26 protein-coding genes and 1 pseudogene are annotated in these 23,748 nt (G+C 59.3%); 25 read left to right on the top strand and 2 right to left on the bottom strand.

From position 1 onward, the window contains the following. Positions 1-186 precede the first annotated feature (186 nt). Positions 187-1,056: a peptidoglycan DD-metalloendopeptidase family protein gene (locus BXA01_RS21835; RefSeq protein ID WP_041478115.1), complete on the top strand. Its 870-nt coding sequence runs from the start codon at positions 187-189 to the stop codon at positions 1,054-1,056. Between the two features lie 187 nt (positions 1,057-1,243). Next, a pseudogene (rpoS, locus tag BXA01_RS21840) lies at positions 1,244-2,171 on the top strand (RNA polymerase sigma factor RpoS). A 526-nt stretch (positions 2,172-2,697) separates the two neighbouring features. Here rpoS and fdxA read toward each other — a convergent pair. After that, positions 2,698-3,021, bottom strand: a complete 324-nt coding sequence (gene fdxA, locus BXA01_RS21850; RefSeq protein WP_041478114.1) for a ferredoxin FdxA — start codon at positions 3,019-3,021, stop codon at positions 2,698-2,700. Between the two features lie 163 nt (positions 3,022-3,184). Further along, positions 3,185-5,767, bottom strand: a complete 2,583-nt coding sequence (gene mutS, locus BXA01_RS21855) for a DNA mismatch repair protein MutS (protein WP_076566146.1) — start codon at positions 5,765-5,767, stop codon at positions 3,185-3,187. Positions 5,768-5,969: 202 nt separating this feature from the next. On the opposite strand from mutS, the gene BXA01_RS21860 reads away from it, so the two are divergent. The 23 genes from BXA01_RS21860 to BXA01_RS21970 all read left to right on the top strand — a co-directional run bounded on the left by BXA01_RS21860 (position 5,970) and on the right by BXA01_RS21970 (position 23,706). Continuing rightward, complete coding sequence (locus BXA01_RS21860; RefSeq protein ID WP_076566148.1) at positions 5,970-6,713, top strand: LexA family transcriptional regulator; 744 nt, start codon at positions 5,970-5,972, stop codon at positions 6,711-6,713. A 524-nt stretch (positions 6,714-7,237) separates the two neighbouring features. Next, complete coding sequence (locus BXA01_RS21865; protein ID WP_056783240.1) at positions 7,238-7,576, top strand: phage holin family protein; 339 nt, start codon at positions 7,238-7,240, stop codon at positions 7,574-7,576. A gap of 152 nt (positions 7,577-7,728) precedes the next feature. Then, positions 7,729-8,313 carry a phage tail terminator protein gene (locus BXA01_RS21870; RefSeq protein WP_076566150.1) on the top strand — a complete coding sequence of 195 codons (585 nt, stop codon included), beginning with the start codon at positions 7,729-7,731 and terminating at the stop codon, positions 8,311-8,313. Further along, positions 8,310-8,492: a DUF2635 domain-containing protein gene (locus BXA01_RS21875; protein WP_016771429.1), complete on the top strand. Its 183-nt coding sequence runs from the start codon at positions 8,310-8,312 to the stop codon at positions 8,490-8,492. Before BXA01_RS21870 ends, BXA01_RS21875 begins: the two co-directional genes overlap by 4 nt. Continuing rightward, complete coding sequence (locus BXA01_RS21880; RefSeq protein ID WP_076566152.1) at positions 8,492-9,988, top strand: phage tail sheath subtilisin-like domain-containing protein; 1,497 nt, start codon at positions 8,492-8,494, stop codon at positions 9,986-9,988. Before BXA01_RS21875 ends, BXA01_RS21880 begins: the two co-directional genes overlap by 1 nt. 67 nt (positions 9,989-10,055) lie before the next feature. Next, positions 10,056-10,403, top strand: coding sequence for a phage tail tube protein (locus tag BXA01_RS21885; RefSeq protein WP_007908779.1), 348 nt, complete (start codon positions 10,056-10,058; stop codon positions 10,401-10,403). Beyond that, positions 10,400-10,696 carry a phage tail assembly protein gene (locus tag BXA01_RS21890; RefSeq protein WP_007908778.1) on the top strand — a complete coding sequence of 99 codons (297 nt, stop codon included), beginning with the start codon at positions 10,400-10,402 and terminating at the stop codon, positions 10,694-10,696. The genes BXA01_RS21885 and BXA01_RS21890 overlap by 4 nt, the downstream gene beginning before the upstream one ends. Positions 10,697-10,826: 130 nt before the next feature. Then, the gene (locus tag BXA01_RS21895) at positions 10,827-12,716 is read left to right on the top strand and encodes a phage tail protein (protein WP_076566154.1); all 1,890 of its coding nucleotides are present in this window, start codon (positions 10,827-10,829) and stop codon (positions 12,714-12,716) included. Further along, entirely contained in the window at positions 12,713-13,948 is a 1,236-nt protein-coding gene (locus tag BXA01_RS21900; RefSeq protein WP_076566156.1) for a DNA circularization protein, read from the top strand. The genes BXA01_RS21895 and BXA01_RS21900 overlap by 4 nt, the downstream gene beginning before the upstream one ends. Before the next feature lie 4 nt (positions 13,949-13,952). Continuing rightward, positions 13,953-15,002 carry a phage baseplate assembly protein gene (locus BXA01_RS21905; protein WP_076566157.1) on the top strand — a complete coding sequence of 350 codons (1,050 nt, stop codon included), beginning with the start codon at positions 13,953-13,955 and terminating at the stop codon, positions 15,000-15,002. A gap of 151 nt (positions 15,003-15,153) precedes the next feature. Beyond that, the gene (locus BXA01_RS21910) at positions 15,154-15,663 is read left to right on the top strand and encodes a phage baseplate assembly protein V (protein WP_076566159.1); all 510 of its coding nucleotides are present in this window, start codon (positions 15,154-15,156) and stop codon (positions 15,661-15,663) included. Then, on the top strand, positions 15,663-16,061 hold the full coding sequence (locus BXA01_RS21915; RefSeq protein ID WP_016771422.1) for a phage GP46 family protein: 399 nt from the start codon (positions 15,663-15,665) through the stop codon (positions 16,059-16,061). The genes BXA01_RS21910 and BXA01_RS21915 overlap by 1 nt, the downstream gene beginning before the upstream one ends. Continuing rightward, the gene (locus BXA01_RS21920; protein ID WP_076566162.1) at positions 16,051-17,097 is read left to right on the top strand and encodes a baseplate J/gp47 family protein; all 1,047 of its coding nucleotides are present in this window, start codon (positions 16,051-16,053) and stop codon (positions 17,095-17,097) included. Before BXA01_RS21915 ends, BXA01_RS21920 begins: the two co-directional genes overlap by 11 nt. After that, positions 17,085-17,684 carry a YmfQ family protein gene (locus BXA01_RS21925; protein WP_041478090.1) on the top strand — a complete coding sequence of 200 codons (600 nt, stop codon included), beginning with the start codon at positions 17,085-17,087 and terminating at the stop codon, positions 17,682-17,684. Before BXA01_RS21920 ends, BXA01_RS21925 begins: the two co-directional genes overlap by 13 nt. 13 nt (positions 17,685-17,697) lie before the next feature. Next, positions 17,698-18,795, top strand: coding sequence for a phage tail protein (locus tag BXA01_RS21930; RefSeq protein ID WP_076566165.1), 1,098 nt, complete (start codon positions 17,698-17,700; stop codon positions 18,793-18,795). A gap of 7 nt (positions 18,796-18,802) precedes the next feature. Beyond that, positions 18,803-19,354 (top strand): tail fiber assembly protein, encoded by a 552-nt coding sequence (locus BXA01_RS21935; RefSeq protein WP_076566168.1) that lies wholly within the window; start codon positions 18,803-18,805, stop codon positions 19,352-19,354. A 29-nt stretch (positions 19,355-19,383) separates the two neighbouring features. Further along, the gene (locus tag BXA01_RS21940; RefSeq protein ID WP_076566170.1) at positions 19,384-20,124 is read left to right on the top strand and encodes a gp53-like domain-containing protein; all 741 of its coding nucleotides are present in this window, start codon (positions 19,384-19,386) and stop codon (positions 20,122-20,124) included. 2 nt (positions 20,125-20,126) lie between these two features. Next, positions 20,127-20,558, top strand: coding sequence for a phage tail assembly chaperone (locus tag BXA01_RS21945; RefSeq protein ID WP_076566172.1), 432 nt, complete (start codon positions 20,127-20,129; stop codon positions 20,556-20,558). A gap of 52 nt (positions 20,559-20,610) precedes the next feature. Beyond that, complete coding sequence (locus tag BXA01_RS21950) at positions 20,611-21,813, top strand: carbohydrate-binding protein CenC (protein ID WP_076566174.1); 1,203 nt, start codon at positions 20,611-20,613, stop codon at positions 21,811-21,813. A 9-nt stretch (positions 21,814-21,822) separates the two neighbouring features. Next, entirely contained in the window at positions 21,823-22,038 is a 216-nt protein-coding gene (locus BXA01_RS21955) for a hypothetical protein (RefSeq protein ID WP_076566177.1), read from the top strand. Between the two features lie 36 nt (positions 22,039-22,074). Further along, a complete protein-coding gene (locus tag BXA01_RS21960; RefSeq protein WP_076566179.1) occupies positions 22,075-22,641 on the top strand; it encodes a glycoside hydrolase family 19 protein in 567 nt (188 codons plus the stop codon). Next, complete coding sequence (locus BXA01_RS21965) at positions 22,620-23,138, top strand: lysis system i-spanin subunit Rz (RefSeq protein WP_076566182.1); 519 nt, start codon at positions 22,620-22,622, stop codon at positions 23,136-23,138. Before BXA01_RS21960 ends, BXA01_RS21965 begins: the two co-directional genes overlap by 22 nt. Before the next feature lie 67 nt (positions 23,139-23,205). After that, entirely contained in the window at positions 23,206-23,706 is a 501-nt protein-coding gene (locus BXA01_RS21970) for a CinA family protein (RefSeq protein ID WP_076566185.1), read from the top strand. Positions 23,707-23,748 lie beyond the last annotated feature (42 nt).

A 23,748-nucleotide genomic window follows, 5' to 3' on the forward strand; every position in this document is an offset into this window, starting at 1 on the left:
TTTCAACGGCGCCGGTCTTACACCGGCAGTCAGAGTTTAAACGCAGCGTACTTGCCCTTGGCAAACGTGTGCGTCCGGTGATTTCGCTTCATTAAAGGTAAAGCCGGTTCGGCCCGTTATACTTGCGACACCTCATGCCGCAATGCGGCATTCAGAATTTTTCAGCCACCACAAAGGGAGCGGCGGGTGAGTCTCACAGTCATTGCGCAGCGTATGGGTAACACGAGCTTTCAGCGCCTGGTGACTGGCCTTGTCTTGAGCACCTTGCTGGTCGGTTGCTCCAGCACCAAATCGAGCAACGTGCGCGTTGTTGATCGCAACAATGCGGTGGCGCAACGTCCTACCGTTACTACCGGGCAGTATGTAGTCCGTCCCGGCGATACTTTGTTTTCGATCGCCTTTCGTTACGGCTGGGACTACAAAACCCTCGCCGCCCGGAACAATATTCCTACGCCGTATACGATCCATCCGGGTCAGACAATTCGCTTCGACGGGCGCAGCGGTTCAACGCCGACAGCGGTGGTGAGCAACTCCAGTTCTTCACCTTCTTCGTCGAGTAAAACCACGGTAATCCGGCGCCAGGCGAATGGCACCACAACCACTACAACCACCGGTTCCAAAGGGGTTGTACCGTCCGTCGCGAGCAAACCTGCACCCGCTCCATTGCCTCCGGCAGGCCCGGCCCCGACCGGCTGGGGATGGCCATCTAATGGCGTTCTGATTGGAAAATTCTCTTCAAACGGTAGTTTGAATAAAGGAATTGATATCGCCGGAGATTTGGGACAGCCTGTTTTAGCTGCGTCTGATGGGACGGTCGTATACGCCGGGAGTGGCTTAAGGGGCTACGGCGAATTGGTCATCATCAAACACAGCGAAACCTACGTCAGTGCTTACGGACATAACCGCAGGCTGTTGGTTCGGGAGGGGCAGCAGGTCAAGGTCGGACAGACAATTGCCGAAATGGGGTCAACGGGTACAGACCGGGTGAAACTGCATTTTGAGATTCGCCGCCAAGGTAAACCAGTGGATCCGCTGCAGTTCCTGCCAAGACGTTGATTTGTAGGCCAGCCTGTTCCGTCGCGTAGAGGGGACAGGCTCCAGCGTTGCCAAGGATAAAGGCGTCGCTTGAGCTTGGGGTCGAACTCACCAAAGGACTATAACAATGGCTCTCAGTAAAGAAGTGCCGGAGTTTGACATCGACGATGAGGTTCTCCTTATGGAGACCGGCATCGATTCGGATTCGATGTTGAATGATGAAGGGGCTGCTCCACCTTCCGTTCGTTCCAAATCCAGACACTCCGCCACACTCAAACAACATAAATACATCGACTACACTCGGGCACTTGATGCCACGCAGCTGTATCTCAACGAAATCGGCTTTTCCCCCTCTGCTCTCCCCGGAAGAAGAAGTTCATTTTGCGCGCTTGTCGCAAAGTGGCGATCCTGCCGGGCGCAAGCGCATGATCGAAAGTAACCTGCGGCTGGTCGTCAAGATCGCCCGGCGTTACGTCAATCGGGGGCTGTCGCTGCTGGATCTGATCGAAGAGGGCAACCTCGGCCTGATCCGCGCGGTGGAAAAGTTCGATCCCGAGCGCGGCTTCCGTTTCTCGACCTACGCGACCTGGTGGATCCGTCAGACCATCGAGCGCGCGATCATGAATCAGACCCGGACCATCCGGTTGCCGATTCACGTGGTCAAGGAGCTCAACGTGTACCTGCGGGCCGCGCGGGAGCTGACGCAAAAACTCGACCACGAACCTTCACCCGAAGAAATTGCCAACCTGCTGGAAAAACCGGTGGGCGAGGTCAAGCGCATGCTGGGCCTGAACGAACGGGTTTCTTCGGTCGACGTCTCGCTGGGTCCGGATTCGGATAAAACCCTGCTGGACACACTCACTGACGATCGTCCGACCGATCCGTGCGAACTGTTGCAGGACGATGATCTGTCGCAGAGCATCGATCAATGGCTGTCGGAGCTGACCGACAAGCAGCGCGAGGTGGTGATTCGCCGCTTCGGCCTGCGTGGTCACGAAAGCAGCACGCTGGAAGATGTCGGTCTGGAGATCGGCCTGACCCGCGAGCGGGTACGGCAGATTCAGGTGGAAGGGCTCAAGCGCCTTCGCGAGATCCTTGAAAAGAACGGCCTGTCGAGCGAGTCGCTGTTTCAATAAGCGCCTTATCCTCCGCCCGCAAAAGCCCCGGCTGATTCGATCAGTCGGGGCTTTTTTGTTTTTCGCGTGCAGCAAATCGGGCTTTCGGCAGCCACCAGACAAGCGGTCGTCAATTTCTGAATTTGTAGTCTCGCGCTGTAAGCCTTTGCTTACTGTGTCGTAAGTGTTCGTTATTTTTACACTTCGGTAGATGGCGATCGCGTTCACTTCCACTGAGCAACCTTTTGATTTTGTTGATTATTTCTTAATTGTTATGCCCTTATGACAGAGTGCGCGTACGCCGAGGGCCAATTGCTCGTCTCCAGAAACTCTCTAATATCTCAACTGTGTCGACGGACAGACACGCCCTTCACGGAAGAGGGGAACGGACATCGCAGGAGGCGATTCATCAGGACGATGAAAAGGAATACAGGGAATAGGGAAAAAATGTGGGCGGGTCATACCGCCCCTTTTTTCGTCTGCAGAAAGTAAAACCTGCAAAAGCAAAAAGGCCCGCAAGGGGCCTTTCAGTCGAGCGCGGGGCAGATCAGCGTTCGAGTTGTTCGATCTTGTTCGGCTTGCCATCCCACTCTTCAGCATCAGGCAGCGATTCTTTCTTTTCGGTGATGTTCGGCCAGATATCCGCCAGCTCGGCATTGAGCTCGATGAAGTTTTCCATGCCGCTTGGGATCTCGTCTTCCGAGAAGATCGCCACAGCCGGGCATTCTGGTTCACACAGCGCGCAGTCGATGCACTCGTCCGGGTGAATCACCAGGAAGTTCGGGCCTTCGTAAAAGCAGTCCACCGGACAGACTTCTACGCAGTCGGTGTACTTGCACTTGATGCAGTTGTCGGTGACGACGAAGGTCATTTCTAATTTTCTCCTCAGGCGGCGGCAGCGTTGCCCCTTCACGGTTGGGGTCGCCAGGTTCGGGAGCGATACCTGCTGACCAGGCTATGAGCCAGCAGCATCCCGAACCGCGCGAGATTCTAACAGCTTGAAGCGAATTGCGTTATATCCGCTTCTTCAGTGCTTATATCCGGTTCTTCAGTGCATAGAGCATTTCCAGCGCACGGCGTGGCGTCATGTCGTCCAGATCCACTTTCGCCAATTCGTCCAGCACCGGATGTGGCAGTGAGGCGAACATGTCGCTTTGCTGCGGTGTCGACGGCTTGCCCTTGGCCGCCGGTTTCGGCGCCTCGTGGGGCAGGGCAGTGTCTTCCAGGCGACTCAGATGCTCCCGCGCTCGCAGAATCACCTCGCTCGGCACGCCGGCCAGTTGTGCGACTGCCAAGCCATAGCTCTGACTGGCAGGCCCAGGCAGAACATGGTGCAGGAACACGATCCGTTCGTTGTGCTCGGTGGCGTTGAGATGTACGTTAGCTACAAGAGGTTCGGCTTCCGGCAGCACGGTCAGTTCAAAATAGTGCGTGGCGAACAGGGTGTAGGCGCGCAGATGAGCCAAGCGCTCGGCCGCTGCCCACGCCAGCGAAAGACCGTCAAAGGTGCTGGTACCGCGCCCGACTTCGTCCATCAGCACCAGACTGCGCTCGGTGGCGTTATGCAGGATGTTGGCGGTTTCGCTCATCTCGACCATGAAGGTCGAGCGACCGCCGGCCAGATCATCGCTTGAGCCGATGCGGGTGAAGATGCGGTCCACCAGCGACAGCTCGCAACTGGCGGCTGGTACGAAACTGCCAATATGCGCCAGCAACACGATCAACGCGGTTTGCCGCATGTAAGTGGACTTACCACCCATGTTCGGGCCGGTGATCACCAGCATGCGCGTGTTGTCGTCGAGGCTCAGATCGTTGGCCACGAACGGTGTGGTCAGCACTTGCTCGACCACCGGGTGACGACCCTGGGTGATGCGCATGCACGGCTCGCTGACGAACTGCGGGCAATTCAGGTCAAGATTCAGCGCACGCTCGGCGAGGTTGCTCAGCACATCCAGCTCGGCCAATGCGCCGGCGGTGTCCTGCAACGGCGGCAACTGGCTGATCAAGTCTTCGAGCAGCGCTTCGTAAAGCATTTTTTCCCGGGCCAGCGCACGACTCTTGGCCGACAATGCCTTGTCTTCGAATTCTTTCAGCTCAGGTGTAATGAAGCGCTCGGCGCCTTTGAGCGTCTGCCGGCGGATATAGTCGGCCGGCGCCGATTCAGCCTGCTTGCTCGGCAGTTCGATGAAGTAGCCGTGGATACGGTTGTAGCCGACTTTCAGATTGGCCAGACCAGTACGGGCTTTCTCTCGGGCTTCGAGATCGATGAGGAACTGGCCGGCGTTTTCGCTCAGCGATTGCAGTTCGTCGAGCTCACTGTCGTAACCAGTTTTTAGCACGCCGCCGTCGCGGATCACCGCGGGCGGGTTGTCGATAATGGCTTTTGCCAGCAGCGCCGCCAGTTCCGGGTAAGTGCTGGTGGTGGCCGCCAGATGCTGCAGATGCGGCGCTTCCAGATCGGTCATCGCCACTTGCAGTTCGGGCAGTGCGCCGAGAGCGTCACGCAGACGCGCAAGGTCACGCGGCCGCGCATTGCGCAAACCGATCCGCGCCAGAATCCGCTCGATGTCGCCGATTTCCTTGAGCTGCGGTTGCAGCTTTTCAAAGCGATAACCGTCGAGCAGGCAGCGGATCGACGTCTGGCGTGCGAGCAGCACGGTGAGGTCGCGCAACGGCCGGTTCAGCCAACGAGTGAGCAAGCGGCTGCCCATGGCGGTCTGGCAGCGATCGACCACCGATTGCAGGGTGTTATCGCGGCCGCCGGCCAGGTTAGTGTCCAGCTCCAGATTGCGCCGGCTGGCGCCGTCGAGCACCACGGTGTCATCGAGACGTTCATGACGCAGGCTGCGCAAGTGGGGCAGGGCGGTGCGCTGGGTTTCCTTGGCGTAGGCCAGCAGGCAGCCGGCAGCGCCGATGGCCAGGGTCAGGTTTTCGCAGCCGAAGCCTTTCAGGTCTTGGGTGGAAAACTGCTGGCAGAGACTTTTCAACGCCGAATCACGCTCGAAATCCCACGGCGCACGACGACGTACGCCACGGCGTTTCTCCGCCGGCAGGTCTTTCGGCCAGTCATCCGGAATCAGCAGCTCAACCGGGTTGACCCGCTCCAGTTCGGCGAGCAGGTTTTCCCAGCCTTTGATCTCGAGCACGGTGAAGTTGCCGCTGGTGATGTCCAGCACCGCCAGACCGAATAGACGCTCATCGCCCAATACCGCTGCGATCAGGTTATCGCGGCGTTCGTCCAGCAGCGCTTCGTCACTGACCGTCCCCGGCGTGATGATCCGTACGACCTGGCGCTCCACCGGGCCTTTGCTGGTGGCCGGGTCGCCGACTTGCTCGCAAATCACCACCGACTCGCCGAGCTTGACCAGTTTCGCCAGGTAACCTTCCGCCGCGTGGTAAGGAATCCCACACATCGGAATCGCCTGGCCCGCCGACTGCCCGCGCGCGGTCAGGGTGATGTCCAGCAACTTGGCGGCTCTCTTCGCGTCTTCGTAGAAGATCTCGTAGAAATCGCCCATGCGATAGAACATCAGCTGATCCGGGTGCTGATTCTTCAGGCGCCAGTATTGCTGCATCATCGGAGTGTGGGAGGAGAGGTCGGAGACGGCTTTATTCATCGGATTGTCGGGCAACTCGTTAAAAGATGTAGGGCAAAGCGCGGGCGGTGGCCGGGCTTTTCCGCGATGGGCGCAAGGTTACCATGGGCAGTCAGCCCGACGCAGGCACTGCGGTCGGGTGAGCGTTGACTTGTAGAGAAAAGTTGATCTATGCACGATTTATGCAAATAAGCATTTGTCTTCGCGAAAAACTTCAAGCACTATGCGCGTTATGCAAAAACGCAACGTTTCCTCCGTCTTAAGAGCACTGCTCGACCAGCACGGGATCTCCCCCACGGAGCTCCACCGTCGCACCGGCGTGCCTCAATCAACGCTCTCGCGGATTCTCAGCGGGAAGATTGTCGATCCTTCGGATAAACACATCTCGAAGATCGCCGAGTATTTCAACGTCAGCACCGATCAGTTGCGCGGGCGCGCGGACGTCGCGCCAACGACCGGCAGCACTCGCGCTGACGTGCATGCGGAACTCAAGGACATAAGCCTGTGGGACGACGACACGCCCGTCGATGACGACGAGGTGTCGGTGCCCTTTCTACGTGAGGTTGAATTGGCTGCTGGATCAGGAAGATTCGTCATCGAAGAGAGCGAGCGCTCTAGCCTGCGCTTCGGCAAGCGCAGCCTGCGCCACAACGGTGTGCAGTTCGACCAGGCCAAGTGTGTGACAGTACGCGGCAACAGCATGTTGCCGGTTCTGCGCGATGGCGCCACCGTCGGCGTCAACGCCGGCAAGTGCGGCATCGGCGACATCATCGATGGCGATCTGTATGCGATCAATCACAACGGTCAGCTGCGTGTGAAGCAACTCTATCGCCTGCCCACCGGTATCCGTCTGCGCAGCTTCAATCGCGACGAGCATCCGGACGAGGACTACAGCTTCCAGGAAATCCAGGAAGAGCAGATCGTTATCCTCGGTCACGTCTTCTGGTGGGGCATGTACGCCCGCTAGCCCCTTTCGATTCAACTGAAACCTGCCCCTCGGCAGGTTTTTTTCGCCTGCAGAAATCTCCCCACCCCTTGGCCCGCTTGGGTTTCATGCATATGCGCAAATTTAATGCATAAATAAATGCATTTACGCATTGACTGTATATGCATCCATGCATATTCTTGCCACCAAGCCGCTCGACAAAGCGGCTGGCAAGACAAGCTCTTTAGTTCCACAAGAACAGGCAGCGATGAACCGGCCTCAACGGTTCAGAGGGTTGGCAACTGACCCGGGTGTGCAGCGTAAAACACCAGAAGCAGTTATCCGGCGGGCAGGGACCGCGGTCGGAAAAACAATTTGAATGGACTCGTACCGCGCCAGTAGCGCCGAAAAGTCAGCTCCCTTCATGACTACAGGATTTGAAGGGAGGCGAAGGAGCGCATTACTGAAAAGCCTGGCGTGCAAGCGCCGGGCTTTTTGGAATGCCTGCCTCAAGAGAAAGCGTTGAACCCAACCCATCACTCATCAATCACCCACGGAGGCGTGACATGACAAACGAGCAACAAGCGTTGGCGGACATGCCGATCTGGCTGGTCATCCTACTCGCTGTCGTCGGCGGGGTGTCCGGCGAAATGTGGCGCGCCGACAAGGAGGGCGCCCGCGGCTGGTCACTTGTGCGGCGTCTGGCTCTGCGTTCCGGCGCCTGCATGATCTGCGGCGTGTCGGCGATCATGCTGCTGTATGCCGCCGGCATGTCGATCTGGGCCGCTGGCGCTTTTGGCTGCCTGACGGCGATGGCCGGCGCCGATGTCGCCATAGGCCTTTACGAACGCTGGGCGGCCAAGCGCATCGGCGTCTGTGAAGTGCCGCCGCGCGACCATCCTTAATTCTCCACGCATAGCCCTATGCGAGCGAGCCTGCTCGCGAAAGGGACGTCAGCTTCAGCATCGATGTGACTGATCGACCGCTTTCGCGAGCAGGCTCGCTCCCACAGGGACTGCGGCGTTCACTGTAATTTCTCTTACTTCGGAACACCCCCATGAAGATCACCCCGATCCTCACGCAACTGCGTGGGCAATGCCCTGGGCTTGCCAATCATATTTCGGTGGGCCTCGATCTGGCGTTGCTGCAAGGCAACCCGGATCTGCCAACACCTTCGGCCCACGTGCTGGTAATCGCCGATCTGGCCAGCAACAGCACCACACAAAACCTCACCACCCAACCAATCCGCGACCGCTTTGAAATCGTCCTGGCCCTTGACGCTACCGACGCGACAAAAGCGCTGGATCTGTTGCACGACCTACGCGCCGAACTGTGGCGCGCGCTGGTGGGGTTCAAGCCCGATGCCGACTACAGCGCCATCGTTTACGACGGCGGCGAGATGGTCTCGATCAACAGCAGCCGCGCCTTCTATCGGCTGCGTTTTTATGCCGAGTTCCAGCTCGGCCGCAATCTGCCAAGTCAGCCTGCGGAGAGTTGGCACGAGCGCGAACTGGACGCTTTGTCGTCTTTTACCGGGATGACGGTGCGGGTCGATGCGATTGATCCGGCCGATCCCAATCTGCAACGCCCGGGTCCGGATGGCCGGGTGGAAATGACTTTCTCTGGAGACGTAACCCCATGAGCAACCGCATCACCGTAGTGCCGGCCGCTGGCCGTGTCGTACCTGACCCGGAGGCGGGCGACCTGTTGCCGGCTGCAGGCCGTGACGTGCTAGACAGCGCCTGGTGGCGCCGGCGTCTGGCCGACGGCGATATCACACTCAAAACCGCAAAAGCGGCTAAACCACAGGGAGCCAAATAATGGCGATCGGATTCAGCAACATCCCGGCGGACATTCGTGTGCCGCTGTTCTATGCCGAAATGGACAACTCGGCCGCCAACAGCGCGACTTCGGCCATGCGTCGTTTGATCGTCGCCCAGGTCAACGACAATGTTGCCCCGACTGAGGTCGGCAAACTGGTGCTGGTTTCCAGCGTGGCGCTGGCGAAAAGCATCGGCGGCCAGGGCTCGATGCTCGCCTCGATGTACGAAACCTTCCGCAAGGCCGACCCGATCGGCGAGATCTGGTGCCTGCCGCTGCACAACACTGAAGGCGCTATCGCCAAAGGTGTGTTGACCCTGACCGGCACCGCAACTCAGGCGGGCATGCTCAACCTGTATGTCGGCGGCGTGCGTGTGCAAGCCACCGTGGTCAACGGCGCCACCGCCGCTCAAGCGGCAACCGCACTGGCGCAGAAAATCAACGCCACTGCCGACCTGCCAGTCAGCGCAGCCACTGCCGAAGGCGTGGTCACCCTCACCGCCAAATGGACCGGCGACAGCGGCAACGACATCAGTCTGCAATTCAATCGCCTGGGCAAGAGCAACGGCGAAGAAACTCCGGCCGGCCTGACCAGCGCAATCACCGCCATGACCGGCGGCGCCGGTGTACCGGATCAGATCGCTGCCGTCGCAGCATTGGGCGATGAGCCTTTCGAATTCATCGCCTTGCCGTGGTCCGATCTGGCCACTCTCAACACCTGGCAAGCGGTCATGGACGACAGCACCGGGCGCTGGTCGTGGGCCAAGCAATTGTTTGGTCACGTCTACAGCGCCAAGCGCGGCACCGTCGGTACGCTGGTTGCCGCAGGCCAGGCGCGCAACGATCAGCACATGACCATCCAGGCGCTGGAACCGGGCGTACCGCAACCGTTTTGGGTACAGGCCGCCGCGCTGGCTGCACGCACGGCGGTGTTCATCTCCGCCGATGCCAGCCGTCCGACCCAAAGCGGCAGCCTGCCGGGCGTCGACCCGGCGCCGGCGAGCGAGCGTTTCACCCTGACCGAGCGTCAGTCGCTGCTCAACTACGGCATCGCTACTGCGTACTACGAAGGCGGTTACGTGCGCATCCAGCGTTCGATCACCACCTACCAGAAGAACGCCTACGGCCAGGCCGACAACTCCTATCTGGACAGCGAAACCATGCACCAGTCGGCGTTCATCGTGCGTCGTCTGCAAAGCGTGATCACCAGCAAATACGGCCGCCACAAACTGGCCTCCGACGGTACCCGTTTCGGTGCAGGCCAGCCTATCGTCACCCCGGCGACCATTCGCGGCGAGCTGATCGCGCAGTACGCCAAACTCGAACTCGAAGGCCACGTGGAGAACGCCGAGCTGTTCGCCGAGCACCTGATTGTCGAGCGCGACGTGCAGGACCCGAGCCGTGTGAACGTGCTGTTCCCGCCGGATTACATCAACGGCCTGCGCGTGTTCGCACTGCTCAACCAGTTCCGTCTGCAGTACGACGACGCGGCCTGATCCGCGCAGTCGGCGCTAAGCATTCAGCCCACCTCGCGTGGGCTTTTTATTTGAAGGGAGAAACACCATGGGTCAACTGATTGCAGGCACCTGCTACGTCAAGGTCGACGGCGCACAACTGACCATCAATGGCGGCTGCGAAGCCCCGCTGATGGCCGTCAAACGTGAAACCGTCGTGCCCGGTTTCTACAAGGAAACCGACATCGCACCGTCGTTCAAAGTGACCGCGCTGCACACCGCCGACTTCCCGCTGAAGAAGCTGATCGAAGGCACCGATATCACGGTCACCTGCGAGTTCAGCAACGGCAAAGTCTACGTGCTGGCCGGCGCCTATCTGGTCGAGGAGCCAGTTTCCAAGGGCGACGACGCCACCATCGAACTGAAATTCGAAGGCATCAAGGGGACCTGGCAATGAGCGGCGCCGTGAAGCTTCAAGTAGCAATCGAAGCACACGGCGAGCCACTGACCGAACTCGTTCTGCGCCGTCCGACGGTGCAGGAAGTGCGAGCGATCAAGGCGCTGCCGTACAAGATCGACAAGAGCGAAGAAGTCAGCCTCGACATGGACGTGGCGGCCAAATACATCGCCGTGTGCGCCGGCATCCCGCCGTCGTCGGTCAACCAGTTGGATCTGGCTGACCTCAATGCGCTGAGCTGGGCTGTTGCGAGTTTTTTCATGAGTGCGGCGTCGGCGCCATCACCGACCTGATCGCCGTCGCCTATGACCTGGCCTGGTTCTGGAAGGTTGACCCCGAACAGATGATGGCCAGGCCACTGGATGTGCTCCGCGAATCGCTGGAGCACGCGCAACGGATCAATGCGATGCAGCAGGTGCAGTGATGGCAGACGAAGAGAAGACAACCCCGAAACCGGTGCTGATCACCGGCATCGATGAACTCTCGCCCAAACTGGGCGCCCTGCGCATGAAGGTTGAGAGTTTTAAAAACAATCTCGAGCAGACCGGCCTCGGCAAACTGGACATCAGTGGTCTGTTCAACGGCGGCAGCGTGATCACGCCGTTTGTAGACGGCATCAAATCGGCCGCAGCGTTCCAGGGCAAATTGAGCGAAGTCAGCGACACGGCGAAAACCGTCGATCTGCCCGCCGCGCCGACTGCTGCCACGCAGAACATGAACGTGTTCAGTGCGTCGATGCAGAAGGTTTCGGCGGCGGTGGACGCTGCGCTGGTGCCGGCGGTGGGGGCCTTGGTGGTCGGACTGGAGCCGATGCTGACGCAGGTCGGCAGCCTGCTCGCCGACAATCCGAAACTGGTCGAGGGCCTGGCGGCGGGGGCGATTGCCTTCTCCGTCATGCAAACCGCGGTCACCGGTATGACCCAGGTGATGGACGTCATGAGCATGGTGCTCAAGACCAACCCGATCATGCTGATCGCCATGGGCATTGCCTTGGCGGCCGGTTTGATCGTGGCCAACTGGACGCCGATCAGCGCGTTCTTCACCGGGATGTGGGAGGGCGTGAAAAACGCCGGGGCGAGTGCGATGGCGACGTTGCGCTCGGTACTTGACTGGCGACCGCTGGCGGCACTTGCGGCGTTGTGGGAACCGGTCACGGGATTTTTCTCGGCTATCTGGGACAAGGTGATGGCCGTGACGGCGCCAGTGATCGACTTCTTCAAGTCGGTTTTCTCGTGGTCGCCTGCGGGGATGATCATTGAAAACTGGGGGCCGCTGACCGGTTTGTTCTCGGCGATCTGGGAATTGCTCAAGGCCTTGAGTGTGCCGGTGATGGCGTTTCTCAGAAACCTGTTCGATTTCTCGCCGATGCAGATGATTACCGATGCGTGGGGTGGTGTTGTCGCGTTCTTCGAACCGATGTTCAGCGGCCTGCGAGAAGTCGCGCTACCGGCCAAAGAATTCCTCGTGTCGCTGTTCGACTTCTCGCCCATGCAGATGATCACCAGCGCCTGGGGAGGCATTGTTGCGTATTTCCAGCCGATATTGACGACGCTGCAATCGGCTGTGCAAAACACCCGGGATACTTTGCGGGCAATGTTCGATTTTTTCCCGATGGAAATGCTCACCAGCGCCTGGGGTGGAGTTGTCGGTTTCTTCGAACCGATCTGGATGGCGCTGCAAACGTCTGTGCAGCGAGTCAGGGGCTTTTTCACCAGCCTGTTCGAGTGGTCACCGCTGGAGCAGATTGCCCAGTATTGGCAGCCGATCGGTGAGGTCTTTTCGGCGCTCTGGGGCGTTGTGTTGGCGCTGTCCGCGCCGGTCGTGGACTTTCTGCACAGTCTGTTCGAATGGAAACCGCTAGATCAGATCATCGAGAGTTGGGGGCCGATCACTGAGTGGTTCGGCGAGTTGTGGCAAAAGCTGCAAACCGTCATTGCGCCGATCAAGGAGTTGTTCGACGGTGGCTTCGCCGGACTGATCGCCAAGGTCACCGGCAAAGTTGAAACTCTCACTGAAGCACAACGCCAGACCAATGCCGAAGGTAAAGGCGAACTGGCACCGGCGTTCTTCGCTGCCAGTCCGGCGCCTGCTGGCAACGGCGCACTGCAAAGCGGTTCGTTGCCACAAACCTCCAGCGCGCTGATCCAGCAGAGCGCCGCCAACAACCGTACGCAGCTCCAAGGCGGGCTGACCGTGCGCTTCGAAAATGCGCCGGCAGGCCTGCGCACCGAACAACCGCAAACCAATCAACCTGGCCTGGCCGTGTCTTCACGCATCGGCTATCGCTCATTGTCGATGGGAGGTTCCCAATGAACTGGCGTGATCGTTTATTGCCGGCATCCTTTCGCGGTGTCGGTTTCTGGATCGACCAGGCGAAAACCCCGGTCGGTCGCAAAGGGCAGTTGCATGAATACCCGCAACGCGACCTGCCGTTTTTCGAGGACCTCGGCCAGCAGGCCAAGACTCACGATCTGACCGCGTTCATCGTCGGCCCTGATTGCCTGGAGCAGCGCGACAAGTTGCTCAAGGCGCTGGAGCAGGGCCGTGGCGAACTGGTGCATCCGTGGCTCGGACGCCTGCAGGTCAAGGTCGGTGAATGCGACATGACCCACACCCGCCAGGACGGTGGGTTGGTGACGTTCGCATTGAAGTTCTATCCCGACCAACCCCTGCCGTTTCCGACCGCTACGGTCAGCACGCAGAAAGTGCTCCTGGCCAAGGCCGACGGTCTGCTGGGTTCAGCGGTGGCGCGTTTCGAACAGGCGATGACTTTGATCAAGGCTGCGCGGATCGGCATCACCAACCTGCGCAACAGCCTTACCGGCGTCTATGACGTGATCAAGGAGCAATTGAAACCTTTGATCGAGCAGTACCGGCAGATCACTGAACTGGTCAAAGCCGTGAAGGAACTGCCCAAGGAAGTGGCAGCAGAATTCAAGGGTTTGCTCGGCGATATCCAGGAGCTGAAAGCGTTCGCCAAGGAAGGCTACCGTGGCGTGATTGCCGACGTGTCGCAGCAGCTCGAAGCGATTCGCAAGGCTGATGCGCCGAAGATCACCACCGGCAAGGACACCAATGCCGCAGCGCAGGCGATGGCTGATCTGGTGCAGGACACGATGCTGGTCAAAGTCGCGCAGTGGGTCGCGTCGATGCCAGTGGCGACCACGCCGGTGAAACTGGCGTCGACACCGTCGCTGGCTCAACAGTCGACGTCGCCGGTGAGTCGTCAGGAAGTCCCCGTCAGCGATGACATGCAAGCGCTGCGCACGGCGGTAACTGCAGCCATCGACCCGATGCTGGCGAAAGCCGGACCTGCGCACTTCCAGGCCATCAACGATGTAAAGGAAGCGCTGGTGGCTCATCTCAAAGCGGTGGCGTCTTCTGGCGTGCGGCAAGTCAGCAAATCGTTTCAGGAAAGCTTTCCGGCAGTGGTCGTGGCCTACAAGCAGTTCGGCGACGCCACGCGAGTCGAAGAAGTGACTCAGCTCAACGCGATTACCCATCCCGGTTTCTCGCCCAACGATGTGAAAGTCTCGCGGGAGTGACGCCATGAACGAGATGGACAATCACGTCACGCTGACGGTCAACAACATGGAATACGGCGGCTGGAAAAGCGTCGAAATCACCGCCGATCTCGAGCGTCAGTTCCGCACCTTCAAGCTCGACATCACCTGGCAATGGCCGGGGCAGACCGTGGATCAAAGGATCAAACCCGGCGACCCCTGCGAGGTGAAAATCGGCAAGGACTTGGTGCTCACCGGCTACGTGTTCAAGGCGCCGATCCGCTATGACGGGCGGCAGATCAGCCTGACCATCGAAGGCAGTTCCAAGACCCAGGATCTGGTCGATTGCGCCGCTCGCAACCTGCCCAGCCAATGGCAGCAACAACCCTTGCTGACTATCGTCCGCGATCTGGCGAGCGAATATGGGCTGTCAGTGGTCAACGAGATCAGCGAAACCACACGCCTGACCAAACACACCATCGTGCCGGGTGAAACGGCATTCCAGTCGATCGACCGATTGCTCTCGCTGCTGCGGGTGTTTTCCACCGACAACGAGCTGGGCCAGTTGGTGCTGGCCAAACCCGGCAGCGGCGGCCGCGCCAGCGATGCGCTGGAGCTGGGCAAGAACATCCTGTCGGCCAGTGCGCCGATGGATTTCAGCCAGGTGTTCTCCGAGTACCGGGTGATCGGCCAGCAGAAAGGCTCGGATGCAAAAAGCGGCGCGGCGGTCAGCGAAGTCGAGTCGACGGCGGCTGATCTGAGTTTCAAGCGGCGGCGCACCACGGTGATCAACGAAGGCACGCAACTGACCTTTGAGTTGGCGCAGCAGCGTGCTCTATGGGAAAGCGCGACTCGCATGGGCCGCGCGCAGACCTCCACCTATCAGGTGCAGGGCTGGCGGCAGAGCAATGGCGATTTGTGGCGCCATAACACGCTGGTGAAGGTCAAGGACCCGGTGCTGGATTTCGATGGCGACATGCTGATTTCCAAGGTCACTTATTCGTTGTCAGCGCAGGGTTCGGTGACCACGCTGCAAGTTGCCCCGCCGCATACCTTTGATCCTGATCCGACGCCCCCGAAGCAAACCCAGGCCTGACGCAGGATCCTGCTGGCGACAATGGCCCCTGTGGGAGCGGGCTTGCCCGCGATAGCGGTCGTGACAACAAATACATTTTTTCCCTGACACACCGCCATCGCGGGCAAGCCCGCTCCCACAGGGTTTGTGTCGACAAAGTCTAAGGAAACCCATGAGCCTACTGACACGCCTGCTGGCGCGCGGCACTGTCGTGCTCGCCAATTCGGCAACCAAGCTGCAATCGCTGCAAATGCGCCTCACCGCCGGTGAAGTCAACGACGACCTCGAACACTTCGAACCCTACGGTTTCACCAGCCATCCGCTGGCTGGCGCCGAAGGGGTCGTCACCTTCATCGGCGGCGACCGCTCCCACGCCATCGCCCTGGTCATCGCCGACCGTCGCTATCGCCTGCAAGCGCTCGCTGCCGGTGAAGTGGCGATCTACACCGACGAGGGCGACAAAATTCATTTCAAGCGCGGACGGATCATCGACATCGAAACCGCCACGCTGAACATCCGCGCCAGCAGCGCGGTGAATTTCGATACGCCGGTGATAAACCAGACCGGCAAGATCGTCTCCACCGGTGATCAACTGGCTGGCGGCATCAGCCAGATCAAACACGTACATGTTGGCGTGCAGGCCGGTAACGCTCAGACCGGCGCGCCGGCAGGAGGCCAGTGATGTTCATCAGCCAGAACCTCCACGCCGCGCTGACCCGCGCCGTACTGATCAGCCTGTTCACCTGGCGTCGCGCCGCTGATGACGACGCCCTCGATGACGAGGAGCGCTTCGGCTGGTGGGGCGACAGTTTCCCTACGGTTGCCGACGATCGCATCGGCTCGCGGCTGTGGCTGTTACGCCGGGTCAAGCTGACCCGGCAGACGCAAATGGACGCCGAGTTCTATGCCCGCGAAGCCCTGCAATGGCTGCTCGACGACGGCCACTGCAGCGCCATCGACATCATCAGCGAACGCCTCGATGCCCAGCGCCTGAACCTGCGCACGGTCCTCACGCTGGCCGACGGCGAACGTCTGGACATCAACCCCGATAACAGTTGGCAGGTGATCTATGCCGTTTGAAACCCCTTCGCTGCCGGTGCTGATCAAGCGCACCCAAAGCGACCTGGCCGGCGATTCGCTGCGCCAGTCCGATGCGCAAGTGCTCGCCCGCACTCTCGGCGGCGCCGCTTATGGTCTGTACGGTTATCTCGACTGGATCGCCGAGCAGATCCTGCCGGACAAGGCGGACGAGTCGACCCTGGAACGCATCGCCGCGCTGCGCCTGAATCAGCCGCGTAAAGCTGCGCAGGTGGCTACCGGCAGCGTCAGTTTTACCGCCACTCCCGGCGCCGTGCTTGATGTTGACACGCTGCTGCAAGCGAACGATGGCCGCACCTACAAAGTCACCACGGCGCGCACCACGGTCAATGGCAGCAACAGCACCACGATTGCTGCGCTGGAGGCCGGCAGTCTGGGCAACGCTGATGCGGGTCTGACGCTGACCCCGGTGCAGCCGATTGCCGGGATTGTCGGCAACAGCTTCGTGGTGCTGGCGCCGGGCCTCAGCGGCGGTGTGGCGCGGGAAAGCCTCGAATCGCTGCGCTCGCGGGTCATCCGTTCCTACCGCGTGATTCCCCACGGTGGCGCGACCAGCGACTACGAAACCTGGGCACTGGAAGTGCCGGGTGTGACCCGTGCGTGGTGCCGTGGTGGGCTGCTCGGGCTGGGCACGGTGACGGTGTTCATCATGCGTGATGAAGACCCGCAACCGGTGCCGAACGATGAGCAGTTGGCGGAGGTTCAGGAGTACATCGAACCGCTGCGTCCGGTGACCGCGGAAGTGCACGTGCAGCGACCGGTGCAAGTGCCGGTGGTGTATCGCTTCAAGAGCGTCAATCCGGACACTACCGCCGTGCGCGCCGCCGTTGAAGCGCAGTTGCGCGATCTGCACAACCGCGAGGCCGATCTCGGTGTGCCGCTGCTGATCAGCCATATCCGCGAAGCGATCAGCAGCGCCGGCGGCGAATACGATCACACGCTCACTGCTCCAGCCGCTGACGTGCCGGCCGGGCAAAGTGAACTGCTGACCTTCGGAGGTTGCGTATGGGGGGCATAAGAACCGCCGCGCAATATCAGGCGCAACTGCGCGCCTTGCTGCCTAGCGGCCCCGCATGGGATCCGGAACGCGTGCCGGAACTCGAAGAAGTGTTGCAAGGCGTCGCCGTCGAACTGGCCCGCCTCGACGCCCGCGCCGCCGACCTGCTCAACGAGATGGACCCGGCCGGCGTCAGCGAACTGGTGCCGGACTGGGAGCGGGTGATGAACCTGCCCGACCCATGCCTGGGCGCCACGCCGCTGTTCGACGACCGCCGCCTCGCCGTACGCCGCCGCTTGCTCGCGGTCGGCAGCCAGGCGGTCGGTTACTACCTCGACATCGCCAAAAGCCAAGGCTACCCCAACGCCAGCATTACCGAACACGAAGCCCCACGTATGGGCCGTGCACGTTTCGGCTCGGCGCATTGGGGCACTTGGGAAGCGCAGTTCATGTGGACGCTCAACACCGGCGGCCGCCTGCTGCTCGGCCGCCGTTACGGCGCGAGCTACTGGGGCGAGCGCTTCGGCGTCAACCCGGGCTCGGCGCTGGAATGCCTGATCCACCGCAGCGCGCCGGCGCATACCAAGGTGCACATCAATTATGACTAGGGAGGGATGAGAGATGGATTATCCGAAGAGTGTGCCGAGCGTCGGCCTGGTCGATGGGCGGTTTGTTGATGAAAACCCGGTGGCGGGGACGCCGGGCTCGTTGATTCCGGCGGTGTGGGGTAACAGCGTGACTCAGGAAATCCTGAGTGTGATTACCGGCGGGGGGCTGGAGGCTGCCGAAGCGGACAACGGTCAGTTGTTCAAGGCGATTCAGGCGATTGTCGGCGGCGCCAGTCCGATGCGTTCGCTGATTACCCGGCTGGCGGCCACGAAAACGCTCAGCGAACAAGAACTCGGGCTCGTGCTGATCGACGGCAGTCCCGGTGCCGTCACGTTGACGCTGCCGCCGGCCAATGCCGCGCTAGGTGTGCGCGATGTGATCGTTCGCCGGGTGGACAACAGTGGCAGTCGCATGGTGATCCAGGCGGCCGGTACTGACCGGATCCATTTTCATACCCACCTCTCGCCGAATGGTTATGCGTTTTTCGTATTGATGGGGAGTGGCGATTGGTGGCATTTGCGCAGTGATGGGGCAGGGAATTGGTGGCCGCTGGGGCGACTTGATACCAGTGCCTTGGGTCGGCCGTTTTTCGAAACGACCATGCTGCTCAACCCGGGTGGCTACGGTATACCCAACGGGGAACTGTTCAAGCGTACCGAGTGGCCATGGCTGTGGGATTTCGCCCAAGCGTCTGGCGCGTTAACAACCGATGCTTCACGCGCAGGCAGAGAGGGAGGCTGGACCACTGGCGATGGCGCTTCGAACTTTCGTATTCCAGAAATTCGCGGTGAGTTTTTGCGAGTGCTGAGTGAAAGCAGGAACGTGGACAGCGGGCGGGCAATCGGCAGCCTCCAGGGTCATGCCTTGCAAACCCATAACCATTTTCTTCCTACCGGAACCGGTTCTTCTTTCCGCCCTGCACCTGCAATTCCCGATCCGGTATGGAATGTAGCCACTGATGTAAATTTTTCTCCGACGACCTCAACCGTGGCAACGACCTATCCCAATCCTGCGTTCGATTCCGATACCTATATCGGCAATATCGGCAATTTTGCCGGCGAAACCCGTCCTCGAAATATTGCCTTTCCCGCGCGTATCAAGCTCATCTGAGGTGCACATGTTCAATTATCTGATCGACGACAGCGGCGCGTTGTCTGGACCTGTCGAGTTTCCGTTGGTGCCGGGTATCGGTGTCCAATTACCGAGTAATGCTGTGACGCTGAGCGTTGAACTGGCACCCGCTTCACAGGGATATGCCTGGGCTTATGACAATGGTTCGTTGCAACAGCAAGTTGATTGTCGCGGCGATGTTTATCACACCGATACCGGGTTAAGGGAAAGTTGGACTGCGCTGGGAGAACTGCCTGTAGGCCTCACTCAATCGCCTTGGCCAGGTGGTTTTCACGCCTGGACCGATAGTGCCTGGCGGCTCGACGAAGTCGCGCGACTTGCGGATTTGAAGCGTGTTGTTTTTGCGCAACGCGATGCCCTGCTTGGCGAAGCCGTACTGCGCATAGCCCCCTTGCAATACGCCGAAGACATTGGAGATGCGAGTCATGAAGAACAGTTGCAACTGCTCGAATGGAAACTTTACAGCGTGGAGCTGAACCGCATCGACAGACAGCCCAGTTTTCCTGACGCGATCAATTGGCCGGTTTCGCCCGCCTGACCGTATGATTTTTCACAAAGAGATGTGCAATGGATTATCCAAAAAGTGTGCCCGGTGCGGGCTTGGTAAATGGAAAGTTTGCGGATGAAAACCCACTCACCGGAGTTCCGGGTTCATTAATCCCGGCAAGTTGGGGCAATGGCGTTACGCAAGAAATCCTGGAAGTCATAACAAGCACCGGGGCGACCGCCGACGAAAGTGATAACACTCAGCTCAAGACTGCTGTAAATGCCCTGATTTCTAGGAAACAAAGCGAAAGCCTGGCGACTCAGGAAGACGCGGAAACGGGTACAAATTCGACCAAACTGATGACTCCATTGCGAGTCTTTCAGGCCATTGGCAAGAAAGTCTTGCAAGCAACCGAGACGATAACCGGTACTGCAAAAGTCGCTTCTCAAGCAGAGGTCAATTCTGGCGTCAGTGATTCGGTCATGGTCACTCCCAAGAAACTCCGACTCGGGTTCATGGTGAGACTCGGCCCCTCTGGGTACTTAGTGTTTCCGTCCTGGATGGGCGGTCTGATCATCCAATGGATCAACGGTAGTGCCAGTCAGGCCGCTAACAATAACAACGGTGAGCTGAACTTGTGGCCGTTAGCATTTCCCAATGCATTATTTCTCGCAGTTGCCACCCATGAGGGAACTTCGACGGCAACATTTCTGACTTGGAATTCGGTGTCCTCGGTAAGTCGACAAGTAGGCATCAATGTGCGATGCCCTGATTACCCTAATGTTTCGATTTCCGCGCGTATCATCGGCGTGGGGTATTAAATATGTATTATTTTTCTCCGCAAACCAGCGGCTTTTATCATTCGCAACTGCATGGCCTGAATATACCGGCGGACGCGTATGAATTAAGCGAAGGCGAGTATTGCGCGTTGGTATCAAACGCCCCCAAAGGAACTGTTCTTTCTCTTGATAAAGATGGACTGCCGGAAAGAATCCTGATGGCCGAACAGACTGCTGCCTCTCTTGAGCGTGTGTGGCGGGATAACCAGTTGCAGCTGACTCAATGGTTGGTGATTCGCGATATTGAAGAATTGGAAACGGGCGGGGGCACGACACTGCGTACCGAGGAATACAGACAACTTTTGGTTTATCGACAGGCGCTGCGCGACTGGCCTGATGATCCGGATTTTCCACAGAGTCGCTCGCGTCCGCTGGAACCCGATTGGCTTGAAAAAGCAATGCGAGCTCATAGCTAAGTTGTCTGGCTCAGTAAGCGCAGCGCATAAAGAACCTTAAAGGAATACTCACGTGGATTACCCAAAAAGCATTCCCGGCGCTGGCCTGGTCAACGGCAAGTTCGTTGACGAGGACGCGATCGCCGGTACACCCGGCTCGCTGATTCCAGCGAGCTGGGGCAACAGTGTCACGCAGGAAATACTCAGCGCGATTACCGCAGCGGGGCTGAGCCCGGACGAACAGCAAACTGATCAGTTGGCTCAAGCGATCCGGCAATTGTCCAAACCAGATCCAATGCAACAGTTTCCGGTGCAGGTTTACCGCAGGAATCTGCTGATCAACGGCGGATTCGATATCTGGCAACGCGGTACGACCAATCAGGCACCGAATGTCGGCGGCTACGTGGCTGATCGTTTCCGTTGTGACTGGAACGGCAATGCTGCGGTGAATATTTCTCGCCAGGATTTCGCCCCAGGCCAATCCGAAGTGTCGGGCGAGCCCGCTTGTTTTTTGCGCTGGCAGCAGACAACAGCCGGCGTCGGTTCCACTGAACACAAAATTTCCCAATATATCGAGTCGGTCAGAACCCTGGCCGGCAAAACCGCCAGCCTGACCTTTTGGGCGCGCTCCGATGCTGCGCGGCCGCTGAAGGTATTCATCACCCAGTACTTCGGAACTGGTGGCTCGGAGCCGGTGATGAAAGCGGTCGAGGTCTTTCAGTTGACCACGGCTTGGGCCAGGTACACGGCCACCTTTCAGGTACCAGTGATTGCCGGGAAAATGCTCGGTACAAATGATTGTCTGAGGCTGGCTTTTGATCTTCCGCTGAACTTAGTGCAAACGGTTGACCTGGCGAGAATCCAATTGGAAGAAGGACCAGTTTCCACCCCGTTCGAAAATCGACCAGCTGCGGAAGAACTGATGCTGTGTCAGCGCTATTTTGAAAAGTCTTTCGCAGACCGCTTGCCTATCCGGGCAAACAACGGCCCAAGTACCTGTATCGCCACGTTCACCCAAGCCGCCGCGGCGAAGTCACCCCAATCCGGGATGGCAGTAACCATGCTGGTTCAGAAGCGTGTTCAGCCTACGATCAAGATGTATTGTCCCGGCGAGGCCAGCGGTGAAATCTGGAATTTTTCACTTGTGAAGGCATGTAACGGATCATTCGTGCAAAGTGTGACCGAGCGAAGCTTTGCGTTTGGCACAATGACACCGGTCGACAGTATTCCGGGACAGATACTGCAGATTGAATGGACTGCGGATGCCGAGCTCTAGGAGTAAACAATGAGTTATCAATTGACTACATGCGGCGTACTGAGGCTGACCGATGCAGCTTATATCCCGCAAGATCCAACCAATCGCGACTGGCTTGATTATCAAGACTGGCTTTTATCTGGCGGCGAGGTAATGCCGGCAAACGATTCGTTTGAAACAGCCCTGAACAGCCCCCTGAAAACTCTGGCAAATAAATGGCTGGCAAGCATCAGCCGCCAGCCGTGATTCAATCGGGACAACATCCAGGGAGGATCAAGCATCATGCAATTAACTGAAAAACACCTTATCGACATCATGCCCAACGCCCGCTCCCAAGCGGGCGTTTTTGTTTCTGCACTCAACGCTGCGATGGCCAGGCAGCGCATCGATACGCCCAAGCGCATCGCGGCGTTTCTGGCACAGGTCGGTCACGAGTCCGGCCAATTGCGTTACGTGCGCGAACTGGGCAACAACCAGTACCTGAGCAAATACGACACTGGCACGCTGGCGCTGCGACTGGGCAATACGCCCGAGGCGGATGGCGACGGGCAAAAGTACCGAGGGCGTGGGCTCATACAAATCACCGGTCGCGCCAACTATCGCCAATGCAGCCTCGGCTTGTTTGGCGATGAGCGTCTGTTGGCATTGCCCGAATTGCTCGAGCAACCGCAATGGGCGGCCGAATCGGCGGCGTGGTTCTGGGCGCAGAAGGGCCTGAATGAACTGGCCGACGCGGACCAGTTCAACACCATCACCCGGCGGATCAACGGCGGGTTGAACGGCTTGCAGGATCGTCTGCAAATCTGGGCGCGGGCGAGGGCGGTGCTATGTCCGGCTCCTGGCGCGTGATGGGTCTGTTGCTGCTGGTGACCGGGGCGTTTGCAGCGGCATGGCAGTTTCAGGACTGGCGCTACGGGCGGCAATTGGCCGAGCAGGCGTGGTTAAACGCCGAAACCCTCAATCAACTGACGCAGACCGCCGCCACCGCGCAACAGGCCGAGCAGGATAGACGCCTGGCACTGGAGCAGCGGCTCGCGGCCAGTGAGCAAACCCATTATCGAGCGCTGAGCGATGCCCAACGTGATCAGGATCGCTTGCGCGATCGCCTTGCTACTGCCGATGTGCGGCTGTCAGTCCTTCTCGACGCCGGCGACGTTGCCCACGGCTGTGCGGTGCCAGCCGCCGCCGGCACCAGCGGCGTGGATTCTGCAACCGTACGCGCCCGACTTGACCCGGCGCATGCTCAACGAATTATCGCCATCACCGACACCGGCGACCGTGGATTGATTGCGTTGCAGGCCTGTCAGGCCTATGTCAGAGCGCTGGCGCCCGAACATCTTGAATGATTCTGTGTATTGAAAGCGCGTCCGGCTCGTGTACGGTGGAGGCATTCCACACGATCCGGAGCTCGCCGTGAAAGAGACCACCCAACTGGCCGCAGAACTGGGCCGACGTCTGCAAGTGCTCAATGCTCATGTCACTACCGCCGAGTCCTGTACCGGTGGCGGTATCGCCGAAGCGATTACGCGGATTCCGGGCAGTTCGGCCTGGTTTGAAGCGGGTTACGTGACGTACTCCAATCGGCAGAAAACCCGGCAGCTGGATGTGCCAGGCGATTTGTTCGAGACGGTAGGGGCGGTCAGTCGTGAAGTGGTCGAGGCCATGGTGCGCGGTGCGCAGCGGCACAGCCTGGCGCATTTTGCCGTGGCGGTCAGCGGTGTCGCCGGTCCCGACGGCGGCACGCCGAACAAACCGGTGGGCACGGTGTGGCTGGCCTGGGGTGTGGGCGATGAGGTTTATAGCGAGGTTCAGCACTTCCCCGGTGGTCGTGATGAAGTCCGCCGACAAACGGTGAAGGCCGCGCTAGAGGGGCTTGTGCGACTAGCGGCACGAGAAATCGAAAATCAGGGGTAGGCGATCTTCGAACGCTGTGGAATAATACTGGCTACTTATACA

The organism is Pseudomonas sp. B10, from assembly GCF_900156235.1.
GTDB classification, from domain to species: Bacteria; Pseudomonadota; Gammaproteobacteria; order Pseudomonadales; family Pseudomonadaceae; genus Aquipseudomonas; species Aquipseudomonas siliginis.

What these genes read in the sequence shown, in the direction of transcription:
- BXA01_RS21920 (WP_076566162.1), top strand. Translation starts at nt 16,051, where the DNA reads ATGCCGTTTGAAACCCCTTCGCTGCCGGTGCTGATCAAGCGCACCCAA.
- BXA01_RS21910 (WP_076566159.1), top strand. Translation starts at nt 15,154, where the DNA reads ATGAGCCTACTGACACGCCTGCTGGCGCGCGGCACTGTCGTGCTCGCC.
- BXA01_RS21905 (WP_076566157.1), top strand. Translation starts at nt 13,953, where the DNA reads ATGAACGAGATGGACAATCACGTCACGCTGACGGTCAACAACATGGAA.
- BXA01_RS21870 (WP_076566150.1), top strand. Translation starts at nt 7,729, where the DNA reads ATGAAGATCACCCCGATCCTCACGCAACTGCGTGGGCAATGCCCTGGG.
- BXA01_RS21885 (WP_007908779.1), top strand. Translation starts at nt 10,056, where the DNA reads ATGGGTCAACTGATTGCAGGCACCTGCTACGTCAAGGTCGACGGCGCA.
- BXA01_RS21930 (WP_076566165.1), top strand. Translation starts at nt 17,698, where the DNA reads ATGGATTATCCGAAGAGTGTGCCGAGCGTCGGCCTGGTCGATGGGCGG.
- BXA01_RS21955 (WP_076566177.1), top strand. Translation starts at nt 21,823, where the DNA reads ATGAGTTATCAATTGACTACATGCGGCGTACTGAGGCTGACCGATGCA.
- BXA01_RS21945 (WP_076566172.1), top strand. Translation starts at nt 20,127, where the DNA reads ATGTATTATTTTTCTCCGCAAACCAGCGGCTTTTATCATTCGCAACTG.
- BXA01_RS21915 (WP_016771422.1), top strand. Translation starts at nt 15,663, where the DNA reads ATGTTCATCAGCCAGAACCTCCACGCCGCGCTGACCCGCGCCGTACTG.
- mutS (WP_076566146.1), bottom strand. Translation starts at nt 5,767, where the DNA reads ATGAATAAAGCCGTCTCCGACCTCTCCTCCCACACTCCGATGATGCAG.
- BXA01_RS21865 (WP_056783240.1), top strand. Translation starts at nt 7,238, where the DNA reads ATGACAAACGAGCAACAAGCGTTGGCGGACATGCCGATCTGGCTGGTC.
- BXA01_RS21890 (WP_007908778.1), top strand. Translation starts at nt 10,400, where the DNA reads ATGAGCGGCGCCGTGAAGCTTCAAGTAGCAATCGAAGCACACGGCGAG.
- BXA01_RS21860 (WP_076566148.1), top strand. Translation starts at nt 5,970, where the DNA reads ATGCGCGTTATGCAAAAACGCAACGTTTCCTCCGTCTTAAGAGCACTG.
- BXA01_RS21940 (WP_076566170.1), top strand. Translation starts at nt 19,384, where the DNA reads ATGGATTATCCAAAAAGTGTGCCCGGTGCGGGCTTGGTAAATGGAAAG.
- BXA01_RS21895 (WP_076566154.1), top strand. Translation starts at nt 10,827, where the DNA reads ATGGCAGACGAAGAGAAGACAACCCCGAAACCGGTGCTGATCACCGGC.
- BXA01_RS21880 (WP_076566152.1), top strand. Translation starts at nt 8,492, where the DNA reads ATGGCGATCGGATTCAGCAACATCCCGGCGGACATTCGTGTGCCGCTG.
- BXA01_RS21900 (WP_076566156.1), top strand. Translation starts at nt 12,713, where the DNA reads ATGAACTGGCGTGATCGTTTATTGCCGGCATCCTTTCGCGGTGTCGGT.
- BXA01_RS21925 (WP_041478090.1), top strand. Translation starts at nt 17,085, where the DNA reads ATGGGGGGCATAAGAACCGCCGCGCAATATCAGGCGCAACTGCGCGCC.
- BXA01_RS21965 (WP_076566182.1), top strand. Translation starts at nt 22,620, where the DNA reads ATGTCCGGCTCCTGGCGCGTGATGGGTCTGTTGCTGCTGGTGACCGGG.
- BXA01_RS21875 (WP_016771429.1), top strand. Translation starts at nt 8,310, where the DNA reads ATGAGCAACCGCATCACCGTAGTGCCGGCCGCTGGCCGTGTCGTACCT.
- BXA01_RS21960 (WP_076566179.1), top strand. Translation starts at nt 22,075, where the DNA reads ATGCAATTAACTGAAAAACACCTTATCGACATCATGCCCAACGCCCGC.
- BXA01_RS21935 (WP_076566168.1), top strand. Translation starts at nt 18,803, where the DNA reads ATGTTCAATTATCTGATCGACGACAGCGGCGCGTTGTCTGGACCTGTC.
- fdxA (WP_041478114.1), bottom strand. Translation starts at nt 3,021, where the DNA reads ATGACCTTCGTCGTCACCGACAACTGCATCAAGTGCAAGTACACCGAC.